This is a genomic window from Neisseria sp. P0021.S005, from assembly GCF_051956955.1.
In genome coordinates this window covers 1-2642 of sequence record NZ_JBQCWY010000422.1, presented here as the reverse complement: position 1 = coordinate 2642, position 2642 = coordinate 1, and the positions used below count along the sequence as shown (strand labels likewise).

At 51.8% G+C, this 2642-nt stretch carries 2 protein-coding genes and 1 pseudogene; 2 read left to right on the top strand and 1 reads right to left on the bottom strand.

Going from position 1 to position 2642, the window contains the following annotated elements; translation table 11 throughout:
- Together ACTHUE_RS15065 and ACTHUE_RS15060 are read left to right on the top strand one after the other, a co-directional pair.
- A pseudogene (locus ACTHUE_RS15065) lies at positions 1–259 on the top strand (M16 family metallopeptidase); the annotation flags it as partial.
- Between the two features lie 131 nt (positions 260–390).
- Positions 391–750 (top strand): DUF2628 domain-containing protein, encoded by a 360-nt coding sequence (locus ACTHUE_RS15060; protein ID WP_004519228.1) that lies wholly within the window; start codon positions 391–393, stop codon positions 748–750.
- 78 nt (positions 751–828) lie between these two features.
- Here ACTHUE_RS15060 and glmS read toward each other — a convergent pair.
- On the bottom strand, positions 829–2642 hold a 1814-nt coding region (gene glmS, locus ACTHUE_RS15055), incomplete at its 5' end, for a glutamine--fructose-6-phosphate transaminase (isomerizing) (RefSeq protein WP_440367040.1).

Below are 2642 nucleotides of genomic sequence, written 5' to 3'. Positions count from 1 at the left end.
GTTTATCGCCGAAGGCCCGACCGAAGCCGAGCTGAAACAGGCCAAAGCCAACATCGTCGGCGGCTTTCCCCTGCGCTACGACTCCAACGACAAACTGCTCAACTACCTGAGCCTGATCGGCCTCTACGACCTACCCAACGACTACTTGGAAGCCTACCCCAAAGCCATCAACAGCCTGACCGTCGAACAAGTCCGCGACGCATGGCAACGCCGCATCAAATTCAAAGACCTCAACACCGTCGTTGTCGGTGCAGAATAAAACGCTTTAAAACAACAGGCCGTCTGAAAGATTTTTCAGACAGCCTGTTTTCTTAATTATTCAAATCGTTTATGTTATCGTGATACAATCACTTGTTTTTTCAATTTTTGATCGTAAAAGGAATATATTTTATGAAAACTTACAAAATATTCAAAAATCCGACAGGTCAATATGAAGCTGTCAAACAAGGTTGGTCTTGGCCTGCATTTTTCTTTGGCGGCATCTGGGCATGCGTGAAAAAAATATGGGGCTTGGGTATCGGAATCTTTGTTGTATTTATAATTTTGAATTTAATCGCCGGTGACAATCAGGCCATGGGAAGCCTTGTCAGCGCACTTGGCTTCGGTGTAGGCATTGTACTTGGCTTACAAGGCAACAAATTGCGTGAAGGAAATCTGAGAAAACGTGGCTATCAAGAAGCGCCTAAAGTCATTCAGGCCAGCAATCCTGAAGCTGCTGTTGCACAATACATTTCTGAATACGAAAAATAAATCGGATTCTTAAAATGAAAAGGCCGTCTGAAACCCAAATCTCAGGTTTCAGACGGCCTTTTTTAACCGGTCAATTACTTATTCAACCGTTACTGATTTAGCCAAGTTGCGCGGTTTGTCCACATCTGTACCGCGTGCAAGGGCGGCGTGGTAAGACAGGAGTTGCACGGGGATGGTGTGCACAATCGGCGAGAGTACGCCGACGTGGCGTGGGGCGCGGATAACGTGCACGCCTTCGGTGGCGTTGAAGTTGCTGTCGAGGTCGGCGAAGACGAAGAGTTCGCCGCCGCGTGCGCCGACTTCCTGCATATTGGCTTTCACTTTGTCCAACAGGCTGTCGTTCGGGGCAATCACGACAACAGGCATGTTCTCGTCCACCAAGGCCAACGGACCGTGTTTCAGCTCACCCGCAGGATAAGCTTCGGCGTGGATATAGGTAATCTCTTTCAGCTTCAATGCGCCTTCAAGGGCGATTGGGAAGTGGATACCGCGACCCAAGAAGAGTGCGCTGGTTTTCTTGGCAAATTTTTGCGCCCAAGCGGCGATTTGTGGCTCAAGGTTGAGAACGTGCTGAATGCTGCCCGGCAGTTGACGCAATTCTTCAACGTATTCACGCGCCTGTTCATCGGAAACCAGACCACGTTGTTTGCCCAAGGTAACGGCCAAGCCGAACAGGACAACCAGTTGGGTCGTGAATGCTTTGGTAGAGGCAACGCCGATTTCTGCGCCGGCGCGTGTGTACAGTACCAATTCGCTTTCACGCGGCAGGGCGGATTCCATCACGTTACAAATAGACAGGCTGTGTTTGTGTCCCAAGGATTGCGCGTATTTTAGGGCTTCCATGGTGTCCAAAGTTTCGCCGGATTGGGAAATGGTGATGACCAATTGTTTCGGATCGGCAATCACGTCGCGGTAGCGGTATTCGCTGGCGATTTCCACGTCGGTCGGCACTTTGGCGATGGATTCGAACCAGTATTTGGCGGTCAGCGCGGCATAGTAGGACGTACCGCAAGCAAGAATTTTGATGCTGTGGATATCGTCGAACACTTCGCGGGCGTTGGCGCCGAAGTTTTCAGGTTCGAAGCCGCCATCAAGGAAGACTTCGGCGGTATCGGCGATGGCGCGGGGTTGCTCGTGGATTTCTTTTTGCATGAAGTGGCTGTATGGGCCCAACTCCAAAGAAGCCAGAGACAATTCGGATACTTTAACCGCGCGTTCGGTTTGCGCACCGGTTTTATCGAGCAATTTTTCGATACCGTTTGCGTTCAACAGGGCGATGTCGCCGTCTTCCAAGTAAGCGATGCGGCGGGTAAAGGCGATCACGGCGGATACGTCGGAAGCGATAAAGGTTTCTTGGTCGCCCAAGGCTACCAACAGCGGGCAGCCCATGCGCGCAACAACCATTTGTTCAGGGTTGTCTTGTGCGATAACGGCAATGGCGTATGCACCATGGAAACGGGCAGTCGCAGCTTGGACGGCTTCAAACAGTTTGCCGCCGTTTTGTGTGTATTCGTGGTTGACGCTGTGGGCGATGACTTCAGTATCGGTTTGCGATTCGAAGGTGTAACCCAACGCTTTCAGGCGTTCACGTTCGGCTTCAAAGTTTTCGATGATGCCGTTGTGGACAACCGCGATCATGCCGCCGGAAATATGAGGGTGGGCATTAGGCTCGGTTACACCGCCGTGGGTTGCCCAACGGGTGTGGCCGATGCCGATATGGCCGAACACGCCTTTTTCGCGTGCCGCATCTTCCATCAGCTGCACGCGGCCGACACGGCGGACGCGTTTGATTTTGCCGTCCATGTTGACGGCGATACCCGACGAATCGTAGCCTCGGTATTCAAGGCGTTTGAGACCGTCGGTCAGAAAATCGACTACATTGTGATTGGCGC

Coding starts and splice junctions, on each gene's coding strand:
- ACTHUE_RS15060 (WP_004519228.1), top strand. CDS start 391: ATGAAAACTTACAAAATATTCAAAAATCCGACAGGTCAATATGAAGCT.